The organism is Winogradskya humida, from assembly GCF_016862215.1.
Classification (GTDB): Bacteria; Actinomycetota; Actinomycetes; order Mycobacteriales; family Micromonosporaceae; genus Actinoplanes; species Actinoplanes humidus.
On the sequence record NZ_BOMN01000063.1, the window covers coordinates 1 to 18,745 of the forward strand.

The 18,745-nt window shown below is 69.4% G+C and carries 18 protein-coding genes and 1 pseudogene; 11 read left to right on the forward strand and 8 right to left on the reverse strand.

All coding sequences use genetic code 11. The features are described from left to right. The 5 genes and pseudogenes from Ahu01nite_RS51690 to Ahu01nite_RS24770 form a co-directional block, all read right to left on the reverse strand. Positions 1 to 242: pentapeptide repeat-containing protein (locus Ahu01nite_RS51690; RefSeq protein ID WP_307794556.1), on the reverse strand; the 242-nt coding region annotated here is incomplete at its 3' end. Beyond that, a pseudogene (locus Ahu01nite_RS51410) lies at positions 226 to 639 on the reverse strand (hypothetical protein); the annotation flags it as partial. The gene Ahu01nite_RS51690 and the pseudogene Ahu01nite_RS51410, both read right to left, overlap by 17 nt. Positions 640 to 656: 17 nt before the next feature. Continuing rightward, positions 657 to 1,586, reverse strand: coding sequence for a sugar kinase (locus Ahu01nite_RS24760; RefSeq protein WP_203839010.1), 930 nt, complete (start codon positions 1,584 to 1,586; stop codon positions 657 to 659). Next, on the reverse strand, positions 1,583 to 2,224 hold the full coding sequence (locus Ahu01nite_RS24765; RefSeq protein ID WP_203839011.1) for a bifunctional 4-hydroxy-2-oxoglutarate aldolase/2-dehydro-3-deoxy-phosphogluconate aldolase: 642 nt from the start codon (positions 2,222 to 2,224) through the stop codon (positions 1,583 to 1,585). Before Ahu01nite_RS24765 ends, Ahu01nite_RS24760 begins: the two co-directional genes overlap by 4 nt. A gap of 49 nt (positions 2,225 to 2,273) precedes the next feature. Next, positions 2,274 to 2,846, reverse strand: a complete 573-nt coding sequence (locus Ahu01nite_RS24770) for a hypothetical protein (protein WP_203839012.1) — start codon at positions 2,844 to 2,846, stop codon at positions 2,274 to 2,276. Between the two features lie 156 nt (positions 2,847 to 3,002). On the opposite strand from Ahu01nite_RS24770, the gene Ahu01nite_RS24775 reads away from it, so the two are divergent. Continuing rightward, positions 3,003 to 3,905 (forward strand): NADP-dependent oxidoreductase, encoded by a 903-nt coding sequence (locus Ahu01nite_RS24775; protein ID WP_203839013.1) that lies wholly within the window; start codon positions 3,003 to 3,005, stop codon positions 3,903 to 3,905. A gap of 10 nt (positions 3,906 to 3,915) precedes the next feature. Here Ahu01nite_RS24775 and Ahu01nite_RS24780 read toward each other — a convergent pair whose 3' ends face one another. Beyond that, complete coding sequence (locus Ahu01nite_RS24780; protein WP_239159105.1) at positions 3,916 to 6,234, reverse strand: putative bifunctional diguanylate cyclase/phosphodiesterase; 2,319 nt, start codon at positions 6,232 to 6,234, stop codon at positions 3,916 to 3,918. A 109-nt stretch (positions 6,235 to 6,343) separates the two neighbouring features. Here Ahu01nite_RS24780 and Ahu01nite_RS24785 point away from each other — a divergent pair, with 109 nt between their 5' ends. From Ahu01nite_RS24785 to Ahu01nite_RS24800, 4 genes are all read left to right on the forward strand, one after another. Then, positions 6,344 to 6,745 carry a VOC family protein gene (locus tag Ahu01nite_RS24785; protein WP_239159106.1) on the forward strand — a complete coding sequence of 134 codons (402 nt, stop codon included), beginning with the start codon at positions 6,344 to 6,346 and terminating at the stop codon, positions 6,743 to 6,745. Positions 6,746 to 7,021: 276 nt separating this feature from the next. Then, positions 7,022 to 7,618 carry a winged helix-turn-helix domain-containing protein gene (locus tag Ahu01nite_RS24790; protein ID WP_203839014.1) on the forward strand — a complete coding sequence of 199 codons (597 nt, stop codon included), beginning with the start codon at positions 7,022 to 7,024 and terminating at the stop codon, positions 7,616 to 7,618. Then, positions 7,611 to 9,431 carry an MFS transporter gene (locus tag Ahu01nite_RS24795; RefSeq protein WP_275411778.1) on the forward strand — a complete coding sequence of 607 codons (1,821 nt, stop codon included), beginning with the start codon at positions 7,611 to 7,613 and terminating at the stop codon, positions 9,429 to 9,431. Before Ahu01nite_RS24790 ends, Ahu01nite_RS24795 begins: the two co-directional genes overlap by 8 nt. Beyond that, the gene (locus Ahu01nite_RS24800) at positions 9,415 to 9,921 is read left to right on the forward strand and encodes an NUDIX domain-containing protein (protein ID WP_239159107.1); all 507 of its coding nucleotides are present in this window, start codon (positions 9,415 to 9,417) and stop codon (positions 9,919 to 9,921) included. The genes Ahu01nite_RS24795 and Ahu01nite_RS24800 overlap by 17 nt, the downstream gene beginning before the upstream one ends. A gap of 64 nt (positions 9,922 to 9,985) precedes the next feature. Here Ahu01nite_RS24800 and Ahu01nite_RS24805 read toward each other — a convergent pair whose 3' ends face one another. Next, positions 9,986 to 10,459 carry a TspO/MBR family protein gene (locus tag Ahu01nite_RS24805; protein WP_203839017.1) on the reverse strand — a complete coding sequence of 158 codons (474 nt, stop codon included), beginning with the start codon at positions 10,457 to 10,459 and terminating at the stop codon, positions 9,986 to 9,988. Between the two features lie 111 nt (positions 10,460 to 10,570). Here Ahu01nite_RS24805 and Ahu01nite_RS24810 point away from each other — a divergent pair, with 111 nt between their 5' ends. Next, positions 10,571 to 10,717 (forward strand): hypothetical protein, encoded by a 147-nt coding sequence (locus tag Ahu01nite_RS24810; RefSeq protein WP_203839018.1) that lies wholly within the window; start codon positions 10,571 to 10,573, stop codon positions 10,715 to 10,717. 190 nt (positions 10,718 to 10,907) lie between these two features. On the opposite strand, the gene Ahu01nite_RS24815 is transcribed toward Ahu01nite_RS24810, so the two are convergent. Next, complete coding sequence (locus Ahu01nite_RS24815; RefSeq protein WP_203839019.1) at positions 10,908 to 12,605, reverse strand: alpha-glucosidase; 1,698 nt, start codon at positions 12,603 to 12,605, stop codon at positions 10,908 to 10,910. A gap of 60 nt (positions 12,606 to 12,665) precedes the next feature. Here Ahu01nite_RS24815 and Ahu01nite_RS24820 point away from each other — a divergent pair, with 60 nt between their 5' ends. The 5 genes from Ahu01nite_RS24820 (at position 12,666) to Ahu01nite_RS24840 (ending at position 18,742) form a co-directional block, all read left to right on the forward strand. Then, entirely contained in the window at positions 12,666 to 13,667 is a 1,002-nt protein-coding gene (locus Ahu01nite_RS24820) for a glycosyltransferase family 4 protein (protein WP_203839020.1), read from the forward strand. 185 nt (positions 13,668 to 13,852) lie between these two features. Further along, the gene (locus Ahu01nite_RS24825; RefSeq protein WP_203839021.1) at positions 13,853 to 15,004 is read left to right on the forward strand and encodes a glycosyltransferase; all 1,152 of its coding nucleotides are present in this window, start codon (positions 13,853 to 13,855) and stop codon (positions 15,002 to 15,004) included. Further along, entirely contained in the window at positions 15,001 to 16,098 is a 1,098-nt protein-coding gene (locus Ahu01nite_RS24830) for a glycosyltransferase (RefSeq protein WP_203839022.1), read from the forward strand. Before Ahu01nite_RS24825 ends, Ahu01nite_RS24830 begins: the two co-directional genes overlap by 4 nt. Next, positions 16,095 to 17,600 carry a glycoside hydrolase family 130 protein gene (locus Ahu01nite_RS24835; protein ID WP_239159108.1) on the forward strand — a complete coding sequence of 502 codons (1,506 nt, stop codon included), beginning with the start codon at positions 16,095 to 16,097 and terminating at the stop codon, positions 17,598 to 17,600. The genes Ahu01nite_RS24830 and Ahu01nite_RS24835 overlap by 4 nt, the downstream gene beginning before the upstream one ends. A gap of 59 nt (positions 17,601 to 17,659) precedes the next feature. After that, positions 17,660 to 18,742 carry a lactonase family protein gene (locus tag Ahu01nite_RS24840; protein WP_203839023.1) on the forward strand — a complete coding sequence of 361 codons (1,083 nt, stop codon included), beginning with the start codon at positions 17,660 to 17,662 and terminating at the stop codon, positions 18,740 to 18,742. The last annotated feature ends 3 nt before the right edge of the window (positions 18,743 to 18,745 follow it).

Sequence of the window (18,745 nt, forward strand, 5' to 3'; positions counted from 1 at the left end):
CTGCCCAGGTCGGCCCTGCTCAAGTGGGCCCTGCTCAAGTGCGCCCTGCCCAGGTCGGCCCTGCTCAAGTGCGCCCTGCTCAAGTGCGCCCTGCTCAAGTCGGCCCTGCCCAGGTCGGCCCTGCTCAAGTCGGCCCTGCTCAAGTGGGCCCTGCTCAGGCTGCTGGTAGTCGATGATCCAGTGGTCGAGGCCCTTCCCCGCCTGGAAGTACGTCCCGAACCCGCAGCGGGTCCGCGCCGCAATCCCCCGATGCCGGAGCAGAGCGCAGGCCAGAACAGCGAAGTGCCGACAGGTCCCGATAACCCGGTGCTCCGGCGACCGCGGCGACGTCAGCGGCGCAGGATCAAGCGCCATCAGCGCACTGACCATGTCGGCAGCCCGATGCAGCTGGTTCTCGGCAAATCGCTCCTCCGGGACACCGGCCGCCCGGGCATCCGAGGGCTGGATCACCAGGTGGCGCACCAGATCACACAGCGCCACGGGGTCATAGGGCAAGCCTTCGAGCGCCCCGGCCGGCACCCCGCTGAGATCGGTAAAAGCTCCGGCCGACGAGTAATCCATCACTGCTGCCATGGACCAGAGCCTAGGCCGGGGGTACGACATCGCCCGGCACCCCAATATCGCCCGGCACCCCAACATCGCCCGGCACCCCAACGTCAACGCGCGACGTTGTCCGAAGCCGCGACCAGGAGCCCAAGATCCTCCCGCGACGGCATGCCCTCACAGTCCCCCGGCACCGTCACCGCGAACGCCCCCGCCGCGATCGCCGTGCGCAGCCGTGAATCCGCACCCGCACCGGCCAGCCGCTCCGTGAGATAGCCGGCCACGAAGGCGTCTCCGGCACCCACCGGATCCACAACCGCCACCGATAGTGCTGGGAGCTCGTAACGCTCGCCGCCGATGAGCGCTTCGCAGCCACGCGCGCCGTCCTTGATGACCACTTCGGACGGACCAAGCGCGGCCAGGCCCTTCAACGGCGGCCCGTCGACGATCAGGGCAGCTTCGTCGGGGCCCGCGAAGACGAGGTCGGCGCGGGTGACCAGGTCCAGCAGCACGGGCGACGCGTCGTACCGCGACCACAGCTTCGAGCGGTAGTTGATGTCGATCGAGACCGGCACCTGCGCCGCTTGGGCCGTTTCCACCGCTTGGAAGACCGTTGCACGGGCGGTGTCGCTCAGCGCCGGAGTAATGCCGGTGACGTGCAGAATGCTTGCCTCTCGCACTGTCTCCACCGGAATGTCGGCGGGGGCGAGGCGGGAACCGGCACTGCCCGCGCGGTGATAGTCGACGTGCAACACCGAACCCGTGCGGCGGTGCTTGACCATCAGTCCGGTGAAGGACGGGTCTCGGATCGTCACCGCTCGCACCCCGCCGGCGCGGAGCCGGTGCTCGATCAGGTCACCCGCCGCATCCGGCCCGATGCGGCCTATCCAGACGGCGTCGCCGCCGAGACGAGCCACCCCCAGGGCGACGTTGCTCTCCGCGCCACCGATGCCGAAGGTGAAACCGCGTGCGTGCTCGAGCCGGCCGATCGTGTCGGCTGCGACCACGCCCATGGTCTCGCCGAAGGTGAGCAGCCCCGTCATGATCGGGCGTAGGCCACGGCGTCGGCGGCGTGACGGGCGCGTCTGGCCAGGGCAGCGAGACTCCCGCCGCGAACGGCGTCACCGACGAGCGGGCTGCCCAGGCCCACCGCGGCAGCACCTGCGGAGAGCCAGGTGGCGATGTCGGAGATCTCGATGCCACCGGTTGGCATGATGCGCAGACCGGGCAGCGGGGCGTGCAGATCCTTGAGATAGCGCGGCCGGACCGCTGACGCCGGGAAGAGTTTGACCAGCGGCGCACCCGCGCGGCTGGCGTTGTAGATCTCGGTGGGGCTGAACGCGCCCGGATAGAACGGCACGCCGAAGCCGTCGAGGCCCGGCACGAGGACGGGCGAGACCAGGAAGGCCGCACCCGCGTCCACACTGGCCTTCGCGTCGTCGAGGGTGAGCACCGAGCCGGCGCCGAGGGCCACGTGCGGTGGTAGTTGCCGGCGCAGCCCCGCGATCGCGTCGATGGCGCCTTCGCAGGTCAGCGTGACTTCGAGCGCGGTGATGCCGGCTTCCACGAGCACGTCGCCGACGGCTGCGAAGTAGTCCGCAGTGGGCGCCCGCAGGACCGCGACCACCCCACTGCGAACAACCGACTCGGTGATCTCTTCAGAAACTGGATTGTCCGTCATGGATGCCCTCCCCCTTCGAAGGGCTCCAGCATCCCGCGCCCGGGCCGACTCAGCCAGTGACGCGTGACTCCTGATTTTCCGCAGCTGCCCTCTTGAAAGTTGACCGGCGGGACTTCGGTGCCGACTCGGGCAGCGCGGGAGGCGGGGTGATCTCGATTCCCAGCTCCACGCGGATCGCGGCTTCCAGCTCCTGCATCACGAGCGACACCTGGCCGAGCATCTCGCGGACGGCTTTGCCCGGTTCCACCCCGGGCGGCGGCGTGGGGCTCGGGGTGTACAGCTTCTCCAGCAGCAGGTGCACGGCGAGAGCGGCGCTGCGCACCGTTCCGGAGGACAGGAGACGCACCTGCATGACGGCGGGACCGGCCTCGTCGAGGTACGTGAACGGCGCGGGCATCGGCTGCCCGGAGTCCAGTGCTGCCCGCAGCCGGTAACTCGCCCGCTCGAACTGGGTCAGCAATGCGACATATGCGTCACGGCGCTCGGCGTACCACCGTTTGGTGCGCTTGGCACGACTGCGCACGTAGTTGTTGCGGGCCGACACGAGCACTGCCACACCGGCGCCCACCAGGGCAGACACTGCGGCGACGAGGGGAAGGCCCCACCACGGGATCTCAGACACGCGCTTACCGTAGCGATGCCCGGCACGCCGGTCGCAGCGGTGCACCAGATCGTGACCGTTCAGCCCAGGGTCAGAAAATCGGTCCAGAAAATAGGCACGGAAAATTCGGCTCCCGCCCTTGACCTCCCCTCGACTGGAGGTCGGAGGGTCTATGGCATGAGAGCCGCCACGTTCGACCGCTTCGGCCCGCCCGACGTCCTGCGCATCATCGAGCTGCCCGATCCCGAGCCCGGAGCCGGCCAGGTCCGGGTGCGGGTTCACGCCGCCGGGGTCCAGCCGTTCGACGTGAAGTTCCGGACCGGCCGGATGACCCGGGTCGAGACCGCCTTCCCACAGCGGATCGGCCAGGAATATGCCGGGGTGATCGATCAGGTCGGCGCCGGCGTCACCGGCCTCGAGGTGGGCGCCGCGGTGCTCGGTTCCTCGATGCTCGACGCCTGTGCCGACTACGTGGTCGCCGACGCCGCCACTGTCGTCCCCAAGCCCGCCGAGCTCGGCTTCCCCGTCGCCGCCGGGCTGGTCGCCGCCGCGCAGACCGCCTCCGGCACCCTGCAGGAGCTTGGCGTGGGATCGGGCGACGTCCTGCTCATGCATGCCGGGGCCGGCTCGGTCGGCACGGTCGCCACCCAGCTCGCCCGGCTCGCGGGCGCCACCGTCATCGGCACGGCGAGCCCGGCAAACCACGACTATCTCAGAGAGCTGGGGGCGATCCCGGTGACCTATGGCGACGGCCTGGTCGACGCCGTCCGTGCTCTGGGTGAACGGGTGACCGTCGCCATCGACGCCGTGGGCGGCCAGGCGATCAAGCAGTCCGTGGAGCTCGGGGTGGCCCCGGAGCGGGTCGGCACCATCGTCGGTAACCCCTCCGCGCAGCAATACGGCGCCAGGATGGTCCGGGCCGGCCGCTCCCCGACCCGTCTGGCAGGAGTGATCGCGCTCGCCGCCCGGGGCGAGGTCGTCATGCCCGTGCAGGTCTACCCGTTCGCGCAGATCGTGGCAGCGCACACCCTCGTGGAGAGCGGCCACGGGCGGGGCAAGGTGGTCCTGTCCCTTGAATGATCAGCCCGGGTCAGACCTTCACGTCGCGGTGGATCAGCTCGGCATGGGCGGTGGCGACCAGGGGTTTGCCGAAAAGCCATCCCTGCCCCAGGTCACAGCCCTGTTCATGGAGCCAGTCACGCTGCAGTTCGGTCTCGACGCCCTCCGCCACGACCCGCAGGTTCAGCGCTCCGGTCATCGCCAGCACGGCCCGCACGATCGATTCGTTAGCCCCGTGCAGGCCGACCTCGGAGACGAACGAACGGTCCAGCTTCACGATCCCCACCGGGAGCAGGTTCAGATAACTCAGCGACGAGTAACCGGTGCCGAAATCGTCGATCGCCATGGTGACGCCCAGGTCGTGCAGGGCGTTGAGCGTGTCCAGGGCGGTCTCGATGTCCTCCATGACGCCCGACTCGGTGATCTCGAGCCAGAGCGCCTCGGGTGGCAGCCCGGTCTCGGCCAGTACGTCCTGCACGAGCTGCACGAGCGCCCGGTCTCGCAGCTGGCGCACCGACACGTTGACCGAGACGTGCAACGGCCGGGCGTCCGGCCCGCGTTCGGCCCGCCACGCGGCGAGCTGGTGGGCCGACTCGCGCAGCAGCCACGCGCCGGCGTCCACGATCAGGCCGGTCTCCTCGGCGATCGGGATGAACTGCAGCGGGGAGACCGGGCCGAGCTCGGGATGTTCCCACCGCATCAGCGTCTCGAAGCCGTCGAGCTCCCCCGTGGTCAGATCGATGATCGGCTGGTAGGTAGCAAACAGTTCACCGCGCTCCAGTGCCCCGCGCAGTGCCTGCTCCAGGTCCATCCGGATGCGGACCCGCTCGCGCAGGGAGGAATCGAAAACGGCGTAAGCGTTCCGCCCGGAGCCCTTCGCCTTGTACATGGCGGTGTCGGCGTCCCGGATCAGTTCGACCGCGTGCGCGCCACCGAGCGACTTGGCCACGCCGATGGAGGCCGAGACGACGACGTTGCCGACAGACAGCTCGAACGGATGGACAAATACGGCCAGCACCCGGGCGGCCAGCGACTCCGCGACAGCGGAGTGCGACGGGCTGGCCAGCGCGATGACAAATTCGTCGCCGCCGATCCGGCAGACCAGATCCTCGCCGCGTACCTGCGAGCTGAGCCGGCCCGCGACCGCGCAGAGCAGCTCGTCCCCGACCTCGTGACCCCAGTGGTCGTTGACCATCTTGAAGTGGTCGAGGTCGATGAAGAGCAGGCTGATCTCCTGGCCCTCGGCGGACGCCCGGTCGCCCCATCGGGTGATGGTGTCGGTCAGCAGTTCCCGGTTCGGCAGGTCCGTCAGCTTGTCGTGGGTGGCTCGGCGCCGGGTGACGTTCTCGGCGCGGGCACGGGAGTTGTTGGAACGCACGACCCGGTAGAAGACGGTCATGATCAGCAGGACGCAGAGGACCGCCCGGACCGTGCCGTCCAGGACACCGCCGATCGGCTCGACCGTGGTGATGACGACCGGCACGGCCACCATCAGGGCGATCAGCCCGGTGCGCAGCTTCCCCAGTTTCGTGACGATGATCCGCTGCGGCTCGGTGAGGGTGCGCATCGACGGATGCAGCGTCGCCGCGCCGACCAGCAGAAAGGTCGCGGTGAAGAGCACGTCGACCAGGTGACCGGGCACGTCCGCCACGGCACCGTCGCGCAGCATGAAGAAGAAGTCGCCGATGAACATCGACGCGGCGGCGAGGTTCAGCATCCACAGCGACGGCGCCCGGGCACCCGAGAGCGCGAGCTGTGCGACCAGGACCACGAGCACCACGTCGATGATCGGGAAGAACGCGTTGGCGACCCGCAGCGGCGGCAGCCCGTCCTGATCGATCGAGGGCGCCATCAGATAGGTCCAGCTCATGAAGCCCGCAGCGAGCCCGACAAGCACGGCATCAACCCTGGCGGGATCGTCGTCGGCAGCTCGGCGCCGCTGCAGCATCGTCCCGAAGGCGTAACCCTCGAGCAGATAGGCGGGCAGCACGAAAGCATCCGGGATCAGGGCCATCGTGGTCGGCGGGGAGTCACCGGCGCCTGGCACGAGCGCCCGGATCACGATGCCGCCGAAAAAGAGCCACGCCGCCATCACCAGATGCACCCATGGTCCCCGCTGGTCGGGCAGCGCGATACGCCGCACGCCATAGGTCATGGCTCCCAGCCCGGCAGCTATGGAGAGCGCGAAAAGCGGCATGCGCAGAAGCTCCGGCCCCACAGCGAGCAGCATCAGCGCACCCGCGGACCCGGCGGTGAACACCCAGGCCCGGGCGGCACTACGCCGAGGCAACCCATCGGAAGCCGCCGCAGCGACGGCCTCCGTGCCCTTCGGGACCAACGCAGAGATCACAACCCCCCATCGGCAGGTCGTGCCGCCCACTTAGTGCGCCAGGCCGGGACGTTCCGGCGAGAAGCGTTTCCCAGGATGAACCTGCCAGAAGGTGTCAGCTATACCCGGCATGATCGAGACCGACTCCACCGACGAAAGGCCCGACATGCCCGGCTTCGCCACTCTGGCCATGATCAACCTCGACGCCGAGGACCCCGCGGCCCTGGCCGCCTTCTACTCGCAGGTCCTGGGCTGGGAGGTCCAGCACTCCCAGGACGAGTACGCAATGATCGGCGACGGCTCCACCAGCATCGGATTCGGCAAGGTTCCCGGCTACTCAGGTCCGGGATGGCCCGGGGAGAGCACCCCGAAACGCTTCCACCTCGACTTCTATGTCGACGACCTGGACAAGGCGGAGGAGCAGGCGCTCGCGCTCGGTGCGACCAGTCCGTCCGAGCAGCCCCAGCCGAACCGCTGGCGCGTGCTCCTCGACCCGGCCGGCCACCCCTTCGACGTCTGCCTGCGCTCCTGATTCAGGAGTTCCCCGGTTCAGCACGCACGAAGCTCTCGGCTCAGACACGAACGAGGCTCCTGGTCCAGACACGAACAAAGCCCCTGGTCAAGGCGCGAGCACAGCCCTCGGGCCCGGCACGAACAAAGCCCCTGGTCCAGGCGCGAGCACGGCCGTTGGGCCCGGCATGAACACAGCTCCTGCCTCCGGCGCCTACCAGGGTTCCTGGCTCGGGCGGGAGCTTGATTCCAAGCACTTGCTTGACATCGCCGCTCCGGAAGACCCAGGATTCCAAGCATGTCCTTGGAATCTCATCCGGGGCGGCGGGTTGTCACCGATCCGCTCGCGCTCCGGGCACTCGCCCATCCGCTACGTCTCAAGATCTACGGGGTGGTCGGTCGTGAAGGCCGCATGACCGCCGCCGAGGCTGCCCGTCAGATCGGGATCAGTCAGGCGCTCGCATCGCACCACCTGCGACAGCTGGCGAAGTACGGCTATGTGGAGCCGAGCCCCGCCGGGGACGGCCGGGAGCGCCCGTGGCAGATCACGTCCACCGCGAACAGGTTCCGGGGCGACGACTCGCCCGAGGCCTGGGAGTCGGTGGAGTTCCTCGACCGCTACATGGCTGAGCAGGCCGTGGAGCAGCTCGCGGACTGGCAGTTGCGGCGCGAGGACCAGGATCCACGCTGGTCCGAGCTCGCCGGCTCGGATCAGTCCCTGCTGTACCTCACGATCGAGGAGGTGGCCGAACTCAAGGAGGCCGTGAACGCCCTGTTCGCCGAGCGCGCCCGGCGACGGCCGCTCGGTGACGCCACGAAGCGGCCCGCCGACGCCGTGCCGGTGAACTTCACACTGGTGACGGCCCCGCTACGCCCGACGGCTTCCGGTGGCTGACCTCCATCCGGCCGCCGACCCCCGCCCAGCGGCCGACATCCACCCAGCCGCCCACAACCGTCCGGCCACACCCACCCATCCGGCCACAGCCATCCGCCCGGCCGCCGACACCTGCCCAGCCACGGACACCCAGCCAGCCGCCGCTATCCGCCCAGCCTCCGACACCAGCCCAGCCACGGGCAGCCGTCCAGCCGCCGCCACCAGCCCAGCCGCCGCTATCCGTCCAGCCGCCGCTATCCGTCCAGCCGCCGCTATCCGTCCAGGCGCCGCCACCAGCCCAGCCACGGAGGGCCGTCCAGTCACGGAGGGCCGTCCAGTCACGGAGGGCCGTCCAGCTGCGGACAGGGGCCCAACAGCCGGCAGCCGTGCAGCGGGTGACGTCTGGCTGGTTCTTGGGGCGAATCTTGTTTCGCTGATCGGGGATTGGACGTTGCGGATCGGGGTGGCGTACCAGATCTATGTGCTGACGGGGTCGACGCTTGCTTCGGCGGGGGCTCTGCTGGTGTCGCTGCTGCCCAAGATCGTGCTGGGTTCGATCGCGGGGGTTTATGCCGATCGGTGGGACCGGCGCTGGACCATGATCGGTGCGAATCTGCTCATGGCGGTGGCGTTGCTGCCGTTGTTCGCGGTGCGCAGTGCCGGCCAGGCGTGGCTGATCTATGCGGTCATGGCGGTGCACGCCTGCGTCGCACCGTTCTTCTCGGCGGCGGAGGCCTCGCTGGTGCCCACTCTGGTGGGCGGCGACCGGCTGGTCCGGATCAACTCCCTGAACGGCCAGGTCAGCGACATCGCCCGGCTGATCGGCGCGGCGCTCGGCGGGACTGTGGCCGCTCTGGGCGGCATTCCCCTGCTCGGTGCGGTCGACGTGGGCACGTTTCTGCTGGCTGCCGGCCTACTGTTCCTGCTACGGGTACGCCCGGAGCGCACCAACACGGTTCGCCCGGACGTCCTCCATGAGTGGTCCGAAGGCCTGCACATCGCCCTCGCGAACCGGGCACTACGCGTCTTCCTCATCTTCGGCCTGATCACGGGCGTGGGCGAGGCGGCCATCGGCACCCTCGCGGCGCCGTTCGTGCGTGACGTGCTCGGGGGCGACGCTCGGGCGTACGGGATGATCATGTCTTCGCAGGCGATCGGCGGGCTGGCCGGCGGTCTGATCGTCACGCTGGTCGGGCATCGGTTCCCGCCGCGGGCGATGTTCGTCTGGGGCACCGTGGCCTTCGGGCTGATCGACCTGGCGTTGTTCACCTATCCCCTGCTCGATCGGGTGCTCTGGCCCGCCGTCGTGCTGATCGTCGCGGCCGGGCTGCCCGCGGCGTTCATCGTGGCGGGTGGCATGACCGTGTTCCAGCAGGCCACCGAGGATCGCCACCGCGGCCGGGTCTGGGGCGCGTTCACCGCGGTGGACGCAACGGCGATGCTGGTCGGCACGGTCGCGGCGGGTTCGCTCGCCGGACGTTGGGGCGTCCTTCCGGTGATCTCTGTTCAGAGCGTCGCCTACACCGCGGCCGGCATCGTCGTGCTCCTGGCGCTGCCCCACCGCCTGACATCATCGCCAGATGCCCCCAGCCCACAAAAGACCCGAGCCGAACCCGCACGAAACGAGCCCGCAGTCGGCGACACCGATGGATACGCAGGTCGAGCAGTACGAAACGAGCCCGCACGAAACGAGCCCTCAGGAGACGAGCCCTCAGGAGACGAGCCCTCAGGAGACGAGCACGCACGAGATGAGCACTCACGAAACGAGCCTGCACGAGAGGAGCCAGCGCCGGAGGAGCCTGCGCGAGACGATCTCCATGCTCCAGCCGTTTGACGACCTCGAGGCCGAGCATCGGGCGGACACCCTGTTCTGGCTAAGCTCGACGGACGACGTGTACCGCCGGGTCAAGCCGGCTGTGCCGGCCCGCCACCTGGTGTCCTACGTGGTGCCGGCCGATCCCCGGACCGGTGACCTGCTACTGGTGGACCACCGTAACGCGAAGCTGTGGCTGCCGCCGGGAGGCCACGTCGAGCCCGGGGAGGACCCGGCGGTCACTGCGGCGCGCGAGCTGGCCGAGGAGCTCGGTGTGACCGGGGCGGCGTCGGTGCCGATTTTCCTGACGGTGACCCGCACTGTGGGCATCGACGCGGGTCATACCGATGTGAGCCTGTGGTACCCGGCGACGCTGCACCGGGGGACGCCGATGACGGTGGACGAGGGTGAGTTCGCGGACGTTCGCTGGTGGTCGCGGGCCGAACTGGCCGCGGCGGATCCGGCACGCTTCGACCCGCATCTGGGGCGCTACCTGGCCAAGACAGCCTGATCAGTTGGCGTTACCAGGCCAAGACAGCCTGATCAGTTGGCGTTACCCGGCCAAGACAGTCTGATCAGTTGGCGTGCCAGATCCAGGCGTTGAGGGCTGTCGCGAAGGTCACCCACGCCCAGTAGGGCAGCATCAGGCCCGCGGCGAGCCGGGAGACCGGGCGGAACAGAACGATCGTGACGCCGATCATGAGCCACAGCACGATGATGTCGGCGAGCGCCAGACCGTACTGCCCGAACCCGAAGAAGATCGGGGTCCAGACCGCATTCAAAACCAGCTGGATACCGTACGCCGTGAGCGCCGGAGTCCATCCCACCCGCCGCCACACCAGCCAGCCCGCCACGGCGATCAGCACGTAGAGCAGCGTCCACACCGGCCCGAACAGCCACGACGGCGGCGCCCATGAAGGCTGCTGGAGGCTCTGGTATTCCGATGCTGTCCCGGCGACACCGAGCCCGCCGACGAGGGCGGCCACGGCGACGGCTGCGGCGAACGGCGCGAGGCTGAGGTAGGGCCGGCGGGCGACGTGGCTGGTCATGCCCTACGTTTACCCGGCTGTTTTGACGATCATGCACATGACTGTGTTTGGGAGCGCTTCCGTTCGGGGTATCAGGGCGCCGCCTTACCCCCACAGAATAGAGGCTCTCCGATGTCCATCCAGGGACTGTTCTACATCATCGCCGTGATCCTGCTCGTGCTCGCCGCGCTGCCGATCGGCACCCGGGGCATCTCGCTCGCCCTGCTCGGAGCGGCCTTCGCCCTCCTCGCCTACTCCTGGGACACGATCACCGCCTGATCACCCGGCCACCCCGGCACCGGTCCCGCCGCTTCCAGGCAGGGCCGGTGCCGTGCGTCCGGCCCCGAAACGAGCAGGGCCGGACGAAACAGAGCCGGACAAAGCAAATCCGAACCAAGCAAGGCCGAACCAAGCAAGGCGGGGCCAAGCACAGCCAGCCAGAGCAAGGCCGCGACAGAGCAGAGCCGGATCAGCTGACGGTGCGGCGGTAGATCACCGCCTGCCACGGTTCGAGGAGCAGGCCCTCGGGCGCCGGGGCGTTGGTCAGCAGCAGCTCCGCCGTCGACCAGGCCTCGGCGTCGTCGATCTCCGCCCGGGCGAGCTCCCCGGTGAAGTTGCCGATGACCAGGAGCTCTGTGCTGCCGTGCCGGCGGGTGAAGGCGTACAGGCGTTCGTCCTCGGGCATCAGCATCGTGAAGTCGCCGTAGATGACCGCGGGCTCCTCGTGGCGCAGTTCGATGAGGCGGCGGTAGAAGTGGTAGACCGAGTCCGGGTCCTTGATCGCCGCAGCGGCGTTGATCTCCACATGGTTGGGGTTGGCGGCGAGCCATGGCGTGCCGGTGGTGAATCCGCCGTTCGGTGAGGCGTCCCACTGCATCGGTGTGCGGGCGTTGTCGCGGCTGCGGGCGCGCAGCACCGTGAGGACGTCCGAAGCCTGCCGCCCCTCGTGCTCCACGGCCTGGGCGTAGAGGCCGAGCGCCTCGATGTCACGGAAGTCGGCGATCGACGCGAACGGCGTGTTGGTCATGCCGAGTTCTTCGCCCTGGTAGACGTACGGTGTCCCGCGGTGCAGGTGCAGGACCGCGCCCAGCATCTTGGCCGAGCGGGTCCGCCATTGCGGCGAGTCGTCGCCGTAGCGCGAGACGACGCGGGGCTGGTCGTGGTTGTTCCAGTAGAGACTGTTCCAGCCCTTGTCGGCGAGGCCGGCCTGCCAGCGCGCGAAGATCGCCTTGAGCCGGGTGAGCTGCAACGGGTAGAGCAGCCACGGGTCGGCGCCCCGGTCGACCCAGACGTGGTCGAAGTTGAAGACCATGTCGACCTCGCCGCGTTCCGGGTCGGTGTAGAGGATGGCCTCGTCGACCGTGACGCCGGGCATTTCGCCGACGGTGAGCAGCGCGTCGCGGCCGGCGAAGACCCGCTCGTGCATCTCGTGCAGGAACTCGTGGTTGCGCGGGCCGTTCATGTAGTGCGGGCCGCCGTCGCCGTAGAGCGATCCGGCCCGGACCATGCCGTCGGGCAGCGCCGTGTCCTTGGAGATGTGGTCGATGACGTCCATCCGGAAGCCGTCCACGCCGCGGTCGAGCCACCAGTTCATCATCGTGTAGATCGCGTCGCGGACCTCGGGGTTCTCCCAGTTGAGGTCGGGCTGCTTGCGGCTGAAGATGTGCAGGAAGTATTCGCCGGTGGCGGGGTCGTATTCCCAGGCCGGGCCGCCGAAGACCGATCCCCAGTTGGTCGGCTCGGCGCCGGGGGTTCCGGGTTCGACTCCGTCGCGGGCGGGGCGCCACCAGTACCAGTCGCGTTTCGGGCTGTCCTTCGAGGAGCGGCTCTCGGCGAACCAGGCGTGCTCGTCCGACGAGTGGTTGACCACAAGATCCATGACCAGGCGCATGCCCCGATCGTGTACGCCCGTCAGCAGCTCGTCGAAGTCGGCGAGCGTACCGAAAATGGGTTCGATGTCCTGGTAGTCGCTGATGTCGTAGCCGTTGTCGTCCTGCGGCGAGGGGTAGACCGGCGACAGCCAGATCACGTCGGCGCCCAGGCCCTTGATGTGATCCAGATGGTTGATGATGCCGCGAAGGTCACCCATGCCGTCACCGTCGGCGTCGGCGAAGCTCCGGGGGTAGATCTGGTAAACGACGGCACTGTGCCACCAGGGGTTGTCCATGGTCTCTCTTTAACACGTGAAGCACTGACGAAACACCGAATCGCTCCCATACTGGGGACCATGAAGGTGGCGCTGCTGGGACCGATCGCTTGGCGTACGCCTCCGATCCACTACGGCCCGTGGGAGCTCGTCACGAGCCTGCTCGCGGAGGGGTTGACCGCTCGCGGGGTGGACGTGACCCTGTTCGCGACGCTGGACTCCGTCACCAAGGCCACGCTGGACGGCGTCGCGGTGCACGGTTACGAGGACGACCCCGATCTGGACGGCCGGGTCTGGGAGGCCCTGCACGTCGCGTACGCCCTGCAGCGCTCCGGCGATTTCGACCTGGTCCACAACCATCTGGACTGGCTGCCGCTCGCCTTCTCCGCACACTGCCGGGCGCCGATGCTCACCACGATCCACGGTTTCTCGGGACGCAACATCCTGCCGGCGTACAAACGGGCCCGGTCGTCGTTCGTGTCGATCTCCGATGCGGACCGCAGTCATGACCTGAGCTATGTGGGGACCGTCTACCACGGCGTCGACCTTGACGAGCTCCCGTTCACGGCGGACGGCGGCGACGACCTGGTGTGCTTCGGGCGGATCCATCCGGACAAGGGCACGGACACCGCTATCGAGATCGCCCGGCGGGCGGGGCGGCGGCTGACCCTCTGCGGGATCGTGCAGGACTCGCGCTTCTTCGAGGAGAAGGTCGAGCCGCACATCGACGGGGACCGGGTGGTGTATCTCGGCTCCGTGGGGCCCCAGGACCGGGCGCGGATCCTGGGAGGCAGCGCGGCGTTGCTGCACCCGATCCGGTTCGCCGAGCCGTTCGGGCTCTCGGTCGTCGAGTCGATGATCTGCGGGACGCCCGTGGTCGCGTACCGGAAAGGCTCCATGCCGGAGGTCGTCGACGAAGGCCTCACCGGCCGCCTGGTCGAGGACATCGACCAGGCGGTGGCCGCGGTCGCCAAGATCGACCTGATCGACCGCGCGGCCTGCCGGGCCCGCGCCCGGAGCCGTTTCGGCGCGGACCGCATGGTCGACGACTACCTGGCCATCTACCGCGAATTACTCAAATGAGCATCATTCAGGACGGTAGCGGGCCCACGGCTCGACCCAGGTCCTGAATAACCCTCACTGACCAGGCAATTCTTGTTAACGTCGCATTACTCAATTGCGGCAATTCTCCCGAAAAGGCAGGTCCACAGTTCCGCGCGCCCGTAAGCGCCGCGGGGAGGCAGCCGCCTGAACAGAAGGGGCCTGTCATGCCCGCGACCTACGGATTTCTCAGCACCTATCCCCCGACACAATGCGGTTTGGCGACATTCAATGCCGCGCTGGCATCTCACCTGACCGCGGGGGTGCCGGGCAGCGGGGTGGTACGGCTGCTCTCCGCGGACGCGGCCGGTGGCGGGCTCGAGGTCGACCGGGCGGCGCCGCGGGTCGTACACACCTGGCCCACCGACACCGCCGGCGGCTGGACCGCCGCCGCGAATGCGCTGAACCGCTTCGACGTAGCCGTCGTGCAGCACGAGTACGGCATCTACCCGGGTCTCGACGGCGACGAGGTGCTGCCGTTGCTGAGGGCCCTCAAGGTTCCGGCGATCGTGGTGCTGCACACCGTTCTGAGCACCCCGACGCCGATGCAACGCTCGGTGCTCGAACGGATCGTGGCCCTCGCGGACACGGTCGTGACCATGACGGACACCGCTCGGCAGCGACTCACCGCCGGTTACCGGGTCGACCCGCACAAGGTGACCGTGATCCCGCACGGCGCCGGCAGCCATTCCAGCGCTCCCCGCGAGGTTCACGACGTGCCGCACCTGCTCACCTGGGGACTGCTCGGCCCGGGTAAGGGCATCGAATGGGCGCTGCGGGCCCTCGCCGGGTTGCGCGACCTGGACCCGATGCCGCGATACACGGTTGCAGGACGCACCCATCCGAAGGTGCTGGACTACCACGGCGACGGCTATCGCGAGTCGCTGGTGCGGCTCGCGGACGAGCTCGGCGTGGCCGACCGGGTGCACTGGGAGGACGTCTACCTGGACGAGGCCTCGCTGAGCCGGCTCATCCGCTCGGCCGACGTGGTGGTGCTCCCCTACGACTCGACCGAGCAGGTCACCTCGGGGGTGCTTATCGAGGCCGTGGGCGCCGGCGTCCCGGTGGTGGCCACGGAGTTCCCGCACGCGGTGGAGCTGCTCGCGGACGGGCCGGGCCTGCTCGTCCCGCACCAGGACCCGGTGGCCATGGCCGCCGGCATCCGGCATCTGCTGCAGTCCCCGGACGTGGCGAATCATCTGACCGGCCTGGCCGGTGGACCGACGCTGCGCTGGCCCGCGGTGGCCGCCCGCTATCAGAGCCTCGCGGCGCACCTGCTGACCGCGAGCACGCCCGTCGCCACCTCGGTTCCCGCGTGAGCGTGACTCTGCGGCTGGTCCCGCCGCCCGTGCGGTTGATCGACGCGCCCGAACCGAACTGGTCCCACGTGGCCCGGCTCTCCGACGACACGGGGCTGCTGGAGCACGCCCGCAACGCGACCGTACGACGCGAGCACGGCTACTGCGTCGACGACGTGGCCCGCGGCCTGCTGCTCGCCGGCCGGGAACCGCAACCGACCGCCCTGGTCACCGGGCTGGCCGAGCGTTACCTGGCGTTCGTCACGCACGCGATGGCACCCGACGGCACCGTACGCAACCGGCTCTCCTACGATCGGCGCTGGCAGGACGAGCCCGGCACGGACGACTGCTGGGGCCGGGCACTCTGGGGTCTCGGCACCGCGGCCGGCCGTTGCGCGGTCCCTTGGATCCGCCGTGAGGCCCGGCAGGCGTTCCTGATCGGCGCGCGGCAACGCTCGCAGTGGTCTCGCGCGATGGCCTTCGCCGGTCTGGGCGCAGCCGAGGTGCTCCGGGGCGACCCGGCCTGCGGCGAAGCGGCGCAACTGCTGGCGGACGCGGCCACCGTCGTGGGTCTGCCGGGAAGCGACCCCGGCTGGGTCTGGCCGGAGCAGCGGCTCTCGTACGCGAACCCGGCGCTGGCCGAGGTGCTGATCCACGCGGGCGATCTGCTGGGCGACGAGCACCTCCTGGAGGAAGGTCTCCGCATGCTCGGCTGGTTGTGCCGCGTGCAGGAGCACCAGGGTCACCTGTCGACCGTTCCGGTGGCCGGCTGGCAGCCGGCGGATCTGAGCACCCCCGACGGCCGGCACCGCTTCGACCAGCAGCCGATCGAGGCCGCCGCGACCGCCGACGCGTGTGCCGCCGCCGCGACAGCGACCGGGGACGACGCCTGGGACGCCCCGCTCTTCCAGGCCATCGCCTGGTTCCTGGGTGACAACGACGCCGGAATTGTCATGTATGACCCGCTGACCGGCGGATGTTATGACGGATTGACCCCGGAAGGCCCTAATCTGAATCAAGGTGCCGAATCCACTCTCGCGCTCGTCTCCACGTTGCAGCACGCTCGCGCGTGGGCGGGGCGCAGCGCGACCCGACCGTCAGGCGGCCTTGCGTGACCGCAACTATGGATCCCCAGGAACGTGCCCGGACCACCAGTCTTGCCATGCGCCACGCGCTGACGATGCAGCCCGACGCGCGGCGCGTGGTGATCAAGCTCTTCGTGCCCGGCGAGGACGCGCAGCTCGTGCAGAACCGCGCGTCCAGCCTCATCGAGCGGATGTTGCGGCTCGACGAGGACGAGATCGCCCGGCTGCTCGACGACGTGCTCACCCGGTTCGCGGGACGTCACCACGACCTGCTCACGACGTTCAGCCATCACTTCGACCTGGTGCACCACCGGGTCCCGCCGGATGCCGAGCTCTCGCCGAACGCCCGGATGCTGATCGGTGCGTACTTCAGCCATGAGTACGCCATCGAGGCCGCGGCGCTGTGCAACCCGTCGATGGTGCCGCACCCGGATCAGAGCGGGCTGCAGCCGGGCGAGCTCAGGGCCGCGATCAGCCTCCGCCAGATCGGCGAGGGTCACATCTCGTCCATCGGCTTCTGCTCGGCGGTGCTCGGCCCGGACGACAACTTCCGGCTCGAGGACCGCGACGGCCCGCTCCTGGTCGGCGAGCGGACCGGGGCACGCCACCAGCGCGACGCGCTCGCCGCCGGCCTGGCCGAGCTGGAGCTCGACAACGAGCTCTCGGCGACCGTGCTGGCCGCGCTGCCGGAGAGCTACAGCGAGGAGGAGTTCGAGGACGTCCTCGGTCACCTCCCGGGTGAGCTGCTGGCCCGCCCGACCACCGGGGAGACGCTGGCGTTCCTGCGCGAGATCGTGGCCACCGATTACGCGGTCGCCTTCCCGGCCACGGTCCCGCTGCACCAGCGCGTGCTCTGGCCGGCCGCCCCGGCCGAGAGCAACGGCATGGAGGACGCCCGGTTCGTGCAGACGGAGGACGCGGAGGGACGGATCACCTACGCCGCCACCTACACCGCGTACGACGGCAGGCAGATCGCCGGCCGCATGCTGCAGACCCGCGACCTGCGTCATTTCGAGGTCACCGCCCTTCGGGGCCCCGCCGCGCGCAACAAGGGCATGGCGCTGTTCCCCCGCGCGGTCAACGGTCGTCACCTGGCCCTGTGCCGCTCCGACGGCGAGACCCTCGGCCTCAGCGAACGCGACGAGTCCAACCGCTGGCACGCGGCGGTGCCCCTGCTCATGCCGCACCGGGGCTGGGATCTCATCCAGGTCGGCAACTGCGGCTCGCCGGTGGAGACCAGCGACGGCTGGCTGGTGCTCACCCACGGGGTCGGTCCCATGCGCCGGTACGCGATCGGCGCCATGCTCCTCGACCTCGACAACCCGGAACGCGTGATCGCGGACCTGCCCCACGGCCTGCTGGAACCCGACGAGATCGAGCGCGAGGGCTACGTCCCGAACGTCGTCTACTCGTGCGGTGGCATGCTGCACGACGGCCGCTTCTGGCTGCCCTACGGCGCGAGCGACGTACGCGTCGGCTTCGCCAGCATCTCCATCGACCGCCTGCTCGGGGCCATGGTTCCGGTCTCCTGATCAGCCGCAGCGCCGCCCCGGTCCGCGGATCGGGGCGGCGCTGCGTTAAATTCACGTACATGGATGGAAAAGGCACCACGCGGCGGGGAATCCTCAAGCTCGGCGGCGCCGCGGCAGTCACCGCGGTAACGGGGACCGAAGCGATCACCGGCCACGAGGCGTCACCGGCCGGCTTCCATCTCGGCACGTACACCTCGGCGGGCGGCCCCGGCATCGCCGCCGGCCATCTCGACCCCACGACCGGCCGGCCCGCCGTCGAGAGCAGCACCGCCGTCGTACCCGAGGCTTCCTGGCTGGCCAATAGCGCCGCCGGCAGCATTCTCTACGCGATCAGCGAGCAGGAACGCGGGACGATCAGCGCCCTCACGCCCGCGCTGGACCTGCTCGGCACGGTGGCCACGGGCAACGGCCCGGCACATGTGGCCGTACACCCCGATGGGTCGTTCTTGTTCGTCTCGCTCTATGGCGAGGGCGCCGTGGTCACCCACCCGATCAACGCCGACGGCACCCCCGCTGCAGCCACGGACAGGCGCTCCCACGGCACGGGCGCGCACGCGCATCAGGTCGTCGTTGATCCCCTCGGCGCCTACGTCCTCGCCGTCGACCTGGGCCGGGACACGGTCTTCACCTACGCGCTCGACCGCCGGGCGGGCTCCCTCACCGAGGTCACCCGCGTTGAGCTCCCGGCCGGCAGTGGGCCTCGCCACCTGGTCTTCCACCCGTCCGGCACGGTCGCTTACCTGGCCAACGAGCTCAATTCGACCGTGACCGTCTGTTCGTACGCCGAGGGCGTCCTACAGCCCGGCCAGGTCGTGCCCGCCGCACCGGAAACCGGGGTGACCAACTACCCCGGCGAGATCGCGGTGTCCCCGGACGGCAGTCACGTCTACGTCAGCAACCGGGGCACGAACACCGTCGGCGTGTTCACCACCGGAGCCGACGGTACGACCCTCACGCGTGTGGCCGCCCCCTCGTGCGGCGGGGACTGGCCCCGGCACCTGGCGCTCGACCCGGCCGGCGAGCGGCTCTACGTGGCCAATCAGCGCTCGGGCACGATCGCCTGGTTGCCGCTCCTCGACGGCATCCCCGGCCAGGTCGGCGGCACTGTCGCCGCACCCGGGGCGGCCCAGATCCTCTTCTGAGCA

Coding starts and splice junctions, on each gene's coding strand:
- Ahu01nite_RS24760 (WP_203839010.1), bottom strand. CDS start 1,586: ATGACGGGGCTGCTCACCTTCGGCGAGACCATGGGCGTGGTCGCAGCC.
- Ahu01nite_RS24765 (WP_203839011.1), bottom strand. CDS start 2,224: ATGACGGACAATCCAGTTTCTGAAGAGATCACCGAGTCGGTTGTTCGC.
- Ahu01nite_RS24775 (WP_203839013.1), top strand. CDS start 3,003: ATGAGAGCCGCCACGTTCGACCGCTTCGGCCCGCCCGACGTCCTGCGC.
- Ahu01nite_RS24785 (WP_239159106.1), top strand. CDS start 6,344: ATGATCGAGACCGACTCCACCGACGAAAGGCCCGACATGCCCGGCTTC.
- Ahu01nite_RS24790 (WP_203839014.1), top strand. CDS start 7,022: ATGTCCTTGGAATCTCATCCGGGGCGGCGGGTTGTCACCGATCCGCTC.
- Ahu01nite_RS24800 (WP_239159107.1), top strand. CDS start 9,415: ATGCTCCAGCCGTTTGACGACCTCGAGGCCGAGCATCGGGCGGACACC.
- Ahu01nite_RS24805 (WP_203839017.1), bottom strand. CDS start 10,459: ATGACCAGCCACGTCGCCCGCCGGCCCTACCTCAGCCTCGCGCCGTTC.
- Ahu01nite_RS24810 (WP_203839018.1), top strand. CDS start 10,571: ATGTCCATCCAGGGACTGTTCTACATCATCGCCGTGATCCTGCTCGTG.
- Ahu01nite_RS24815 (WP_203839019.1), bottom strand. CDS start 12,605: ATGGACAACCCCTGGTGGCACAGTGCCGTCGTTTACCAGATCTACCCC.
- Ahu01nite_RS24820 (WP_203839020.1), top strand. CDS start 12,666: ATGAAGGTGGCGCTGCTGGGACCGATCGCTTGGCGTACGCCTCCGATC.
- Ahu01nite_RS24825 (WP_203839021.1), top strand. CDS start 13,853: ATGCCCGCGACCTACGGATTTCTCAGCACCTATCCCCCGACACAATGC.
- Ahu01nite_RS24840 (WP_203839023.1), top strand. CDS start 17,660: ATGGATGGAAAAGGCACCACGCGGCGGGGAATCCTCAAGCTCGGCGGC.